At 57.3% G+C, this 5199-nt stretch carries 5 protein-coding genes and 1 pseudogene; 5 read left to right on the forward strand and 1 reads right to left on the reverse strand.

The genetic code is table 11. The annotated features are described in order from the left end of the window. The 3 genes and pseudogenes from NW819_RS13590 to sppA all read left to right on the forward strand — a co-directional run. Positions 1–262 (forward strand): annotated as a pseudogene (locus tag NW819_RS13590) (16S rRNA (adenine(1518)-N(6)/adenine(1519)-N(6))-dimethyltransferase); the annotation flags it as partial. A gap of 105 nt (positions 263–367) precedes the next feature. Further along, positions 368–1072 carry a 3-oxoacyl-ACP reductase FabG gene (fabG, locus tag NW819_RS13595; RefSeq protein WP_414406646.1) on the forward strand — a complete coding sequence of 235 codons (705 nt, stop codon included), beginning with the start codon at positions 368–370 and terminating at the stop codon, positions 1070–1072. A gap of 74 nt (positions 1073–1146) precedes the next feature. After that, positions 1147–1953: a signal peptide peptidase SppA gene (gene sppA, locus NW819_RS13600; RefSeq protein WP_414330880.1), complete on the forward strand. Its 807-nt coding sequence runs from the start codon at positions 1147–1149 to the stop codon at positions 1951–1953. A gap of 89 nt (positions 1954–2042) precedes the next feature. Here the strand turns inward: sppA and coaBC are convergent, their stop codons facing one another. After that, positions 2043–3281, reverse strand: coding sequence for a bifunctional phosphopantothenoylcysteine decarboxylase/phosphopantothenate--cysteine ligase CoaBC (coaBC, locus tag NW819_RS13605; protein WP_414414075.1), 1239 nt, complete (start codon positions 3279–3281; stop codon positions 2043–2045). Between the two features lie 339 nt (positions 3282–3620). Between coaBC and NW819_RS13610 the strand changes: the two genes are divergently transcribed. Both NW819_RS13610 and NW819_RS13615 read left to right on the forward strand, forming a co-directional pair. Then, the gene (locus NW819_RS13610) at positions 3621–3989 is read left to right on the forward strand and encodes an AbrB family transcriptional regulator (protein ID WP_011432615.1); all 369 of its coding nucleotides are present in this window, start codon (positions 3621–3623) and stop codon (positions 3987–3989) included. A gap of 256 nt (positions 3990–4245) precedes the next feature. After that, positions 4246–5031 carry an Ig-like domain-containing protein gene (locus NW819_RS13615; RefSeq protein WP_414414074.1) on the forward strand — a complete coding sequence of 262 codons (786 nt, stop codon included), beginning with the start codon at positions 4246–4248 and terminating at the stop codon, positions 5029–5031. Positions 5032–5199 lie beyond the last annotated feature (168 nt).

The following is a 5199-nucleotide window of genomic DNA, read 5'->3' on the forward strand; positions in this document are numbered from 1 at the left end:
CCCCACCCCCGTCCGGGATCCCTGCTGGTTTAACCACCTCCTTCGACAGGGGTTCTCCACCCGCCGCAAGAAGCTCGTCAATGCCCTGGGAAGCTTGGTGGAGCGAGAGGTGGTCGCAGCAGCTTTGGCTCAGCTCCGCCTCAACCCCGATGCCCGCGCCGAAGAGCTGGCCCTGCCCCACTGGCTCGCCTTGAGCGACCTGCTGCTGGAGAAAGCGCCCAAAAGGGCTGTTGTTCTTCAAGAGGGGCAGGAACCGGGGTAGGGTGAGAGAGGGAAGCTCAGTTGGACGAACCCAAACATCCTCTGGGGTTTTTGAAGTCCCTTCCCGATCTTGTTCTGGATCCCTTTCGTCAATGCAGGTGCATCCATGCAGGGCAACCAAGGCAAGCAAATCCTCTTGACCGGTGGCACAGGCGGGCTGGGTTTGGGGGTGGTTCCCGTGGTGCTGGCCAGCGGAGCAGAGCTGACCTTGACCTATCGACAAGAAAAAGATCTCACCATTTTGCGGGAGCGCCTGCCGGCCAATGCTCTGGATCGGGTTCGCTTTGTGCAGGTGGATTTAACAGATGAGGCGGCGGTTGCCCGCGTCATTGCCGACCTACCCCGCGTGGATGGGCTGATCCACCTGGTGGGGGGCTTTGCCATGGGCCCCACCCACGAGTACAGCTTGGCGGACTGGTATCGCGACTTCGACCTCAACCTCACCACCACATTCCTGACCTGCAAGCACAGCCTGCGCAGAATGTGGCAACAGGGCTATGGGAGGATTGTAACGGTGGGATCCCGAGGAGCGGTGGAGCCGGGCCCGCAATTGGCTGCCTACTGCGCTTCCAAAGCAGGGGTGGTGGCCCTGACCCGTACCATTGCCGCCGAAACCCAAGGCACAGACATCACAGCCAACGTCATCCTGCCCAGCATCATCGACACGCCGGCCAACCGAGCTGCCATGGGATCCGAGCAAGCCGAGCTGTGGGTCAAGCCAGAGTCCATCGGGCAGGTGATCGCCTTTTTGGTCTCAGAAGCAGCGCGGGATCTGCGAGGGGCGGTGATCCCGGTGTATGGCAACGTCTAGGCAACTGGTTGACCAAGCCATGAGCCGCCATTCATGATACAGAATATGCACTTATCCCTATCCAGTTCTTTTCCATGCTGAAGCGATTATTCTTGGGTGGTTTGCGCCGGCAAATCGGTCGCATTGAGGTGGCAGGGGCCATTGATGGCAAAACTCGCGAGCGGGTTCTCAAGGCCCTGAAAGAGGCGGAAGAAAACCATATCCCTGCCGTGGTGCTGCGCATCGATAGTCCAGGTGGGACGGTGGCCGACTCCCAAGAAATCTACAATGCCCTCTTGCGTTTGCGAGAGAAAAAGGGCACCCGTATTGTCGCCAGCTTTGGCAACATTGCCGCCTCTGGGGGGGTTTATATTGCCATGGGAGCCGAAAAAATTGTTGCCAACCCAGGAACAATCACCGGTAGCATTGGTGTGATCATTCGAGGCAACAATATCGAACGCCTCCTGGATAAGGTGGGGATTTCATTTAAGGTAATTAAGTCTGGCCCCTACAAAGATATTCTCTCGTTTGATCGCGAGCTGACCCCAGAAGAGCGAAACATCCTGCAAGAGTTGATCGACATCACCTACGGCCAGTTTGTGCAGACGGTTGCTGCTGCCCGCAAGTTGAGTTTGAATGTGGTCAAAACTTTTGCCGATGGCCGCATTTTCAGCGGAGAGCAGGCCCTCCACTTGGGTGTGGTGGATCGCTTGGGCACAGAGGAAGATGCCCGCCTTTGGGCGGCAGAGCTGGCCGGTTTGCCGACGGATGCGAAGTTCTACGACCTGCTCCCGCGGCGCAGAGGTTGGTCTCGATTTCTGCCGGCAGCAGAAGCCTTGGCCCGTCTGCAGTTTGAAGCGAGCACCTCGGGCTTGCCCCTGTGGCTTTACACAGGTTCTTGAGGCAGTTCGCGAACAGCTATTCCGGGAAGTTTAGCGTTCTGTACCGCACAGCCCCCACCCCCGGCCCCTCTTCCAGAGGGAGAGGGAGTTTAACTAAAGTAGCCCAACTCCAATTGCCGGGCCAGATCCAGCAGCCGGTGGGCCAGGGTTGGCTTGGTTGCCAATGGGATCCGCTCTGGACTTCCCTGCTGGGGGATCCAATAGCCTTGGTTGTGGCTGCTGCCAAAGCCGCTATCCGGTTGGTCGATGGGGTTGGCCACAATAGCATCCAGGCCCTTCTGGCGGAGCTTCTCTCTGGCCGGTGGCAAGGGATCCCCACTTTGGGCGGCAAAGCCGATGAGGCGCTGGCCAGGGCGTTTGTTGCGGGCCAGGGCTGCCACCAGGTCAGGGATCGGCTCCAACGGCAACATCTGGGGTAGATCGGCTTTGGGCAGCTTCCCCGCGTAAACCTGAGAGGGGCGCACATCCCCCACAGCAGCAGCCATCCACAAGAGATCCGCCTGGGGAAATTCCGCCTGCAAAGCCGCTTCCAGTTGGGCTGCCGTTTCCACTCGAATGGCCCGAATGCCAAAGGGTTCCGGCTCAAAAGGGATCCCCAACGGCCCATGGACCAGCGTCACTGTCGCCCCCCGGCAGGCTGCCGCCACCGCCAGCGCCACTCCCATCCGACCACTGGCCGGGTTGCCGATAAAACGCACCGCGTCGATGGGCTCCCGTGTACCCCCCGCCGTCACCAACACCCGCTTGCCCTGCCAATCTTTTTTCCCCCCTGTCCAGAGCAAAGCCCGCACATACTCCTGCAGCGCCTCCGGCTCCAACATGCGCCCTTCCCCCACCGCATCACAGGCCAGGCGGCCACTGGCCGTCGGCAAGGCCCAAAAACGGGGATCCTGGTGTAGCCGCTGCCAATTCTCGGCCACCTTCTCCGCCTTCCACATCTGCGTATTCATAGCCGGTGCCACCGCCACCGGACACCGGGAAGCCAAAACCACATTGGTGAGCAAGTTATCCGCCAGCCCATGAGCCAACTTGCCCAAGGTGTTGGCCGACAAGGGTGCAATGAGGAGAGCCTCCGCCCATTCCCCCAACTCGATGTGCAGCGGTCGTCCTCGTGTTGCTTGCCAAAAGGCGGCATCCGTAAAAGCCGGCTGGCGGGACAAGGTGGCAAAAGTCAAAGGAGAAATAAAATGTTCCGCAGCTTTTGTCAAAACCACCTTGAGCTCTGCTCCCTGCTGCACCAGAGCAGACACCAAAGCTGCCGTTTTGTAAGCAGCAATCCCCCCGCTCACCCCAATGAGGAGACGCCGCCCCGACCAAAAGGGATCCATATTGAGTGACACGCAAACAGCCTTGTTTCCAGTTTCCCTGCTTTTGCTCAATTCCGGCGGCAAAGCGGGGATCCCTCGCCCAAAGATACTTTGACTTGGACGGATGACCCTGTCGAGAATAGGGCCTGAGAGCCTATCATTCCCCATTTCAGCCAAAGTCTCCCCCATAGGTTCTGGCCTTCAGAGGGAATTCCCCACTGCTGTTTTGCGCAACCAGCCCTCAGATCCCATTGCAGTCGCTCACTCATTCCCTCTAATTAAGAAGAGTTGGATCAAACTCTATTGCAATCGCTGTTTGTTTCTGGCTACACTAACAGTTGTCCCTAAAACCATCTTGATATGGCTACAACCAGTAAACCAAAACCACTCACTGGCCAAGAGCTCCTCGACAAGGTAACTTCAATGGGAAATGCGGATCGCAAGGAAAAAGCTCGCGCCTGTGGTTATGTCACCTACACCAAGAATGGTCAGGAGCGAGTGAATCTGATGCAGTTTAACAACGCCCTGTTGAAGGCCGTTGGCGTGGATCTCGGCGCTAGTGACGAAAATGGATCCCGTGGCCGCGCTCCTACCTTCCGGGTTTCGGTTCATAAGAATGGCAACCTCCTGATTGGAGCTGCCTACACCAAGAAGATGGGCCTCAAGCCCGGAGATGAGTTCGAGATCAAGCTGGGCCACCATAACATCAAGCTGGAGCGGGTCAACTGATTTGCTGTCTCCCTGGATGCTTTTCCCTGCTGGTGAGTTCATCTCAGCTTGGGTAAAGCCTTTGGTATTCCTTTCGGCCTCTAGGGGCTTGGGAGCAGCGACCTCTTCCCTTCGCTCCGGTGCTCATTGTCTTTCTACTTTTCAGAACAAGGGATCCTCATGATCCGCTGGGGATCCCTGGCAGTTTGTACCTCATCAATGGCTGAAGTGTGGGTAAGTTCGCTATTCTGACAACAGTTAAATTGGGTCTGCGGCAATGAACGCTCCGACTGTGCCAAATGTCTTTCGCCATTGGCGGCGGTGGCGAACTTGGGCGGGGCTGTTGTTGTTGGCAGCAGCGTTCTTTGTCATCGAGTCTCATCGGCAAGTTTGGCCTCAGTCGAATGCTTCTCAAAGTCAGGCATTTTTGGAGTGGGTGTCTTCCCAGCCTACCCCCGAACAGCAGGATGTTTTTGTGGATGGAGTCATTCGGCTGCAATTCAATCGGCCACTGGATCCCAATCTACAACGTCTGGCGGTTCAGTTGGATCCGCCAGCAGCGGTTATTTTTGATGTGCAGGGAGACGAGTTGTTGCTTAAGCCTCGGGATCCCTTGCGCTTTAGCACCCGTTACACCCTCACGCTTTCTCCCCAAGAGGGGCTGCCCCTCGAGCAGGCCATTCAGCTGAGTTTTCGCACCGAACCGCAATTTACCTACGAACGGGATGTCAAACCGCTGCTAGAAGCCAGTTGTGTGGGTTGCCATCAGCCGGCAGGACGGCAGCGCACCCAGTTGCTGGACAGTTATGAGGCCACGATGGCCTATGTCAGGCCCGGGGATCCCAATAGCGAGTTGATCAATCCCCGGTGGACGAGCCGCCACGCCTACATCCTCAACGCCATTAACCGCTCCGAAAGACTTAAACAACATTGGACAAAAGTGGACTTTCGACCAGCGTTGATGCTTTCTTCCTGCTTCTACGACCCTTGCCTAGCTGGGCTTGCAACCCAACCCCGGCAGCGGGATCTCCACAGGCGTGACTTCCCCCCAAGCTGGGGGTAGTTGAGGGTAGATACACCTCAAAATACCACCCCACCAAGTTAATCGCTGCGTTGAGATCCCGGTCTTTCTCTAAACCGCAACTCTCACAACGAAACACCCGCTGGTGCAGCGGCATCTGCTGTTTATGCTGGCAACAAGAACACAGCTGGCTGGACGGATAAAACCTAT

The organism is Synechococcus sp. R8-2 (genome assembly GCF_047461715.1).
Classification (GTDB): domain Bacteria; phylum Cyanobacteriota; class Cyanobacteriia; order Thermostichales; family Thermostichaceae; genus Thermostichus.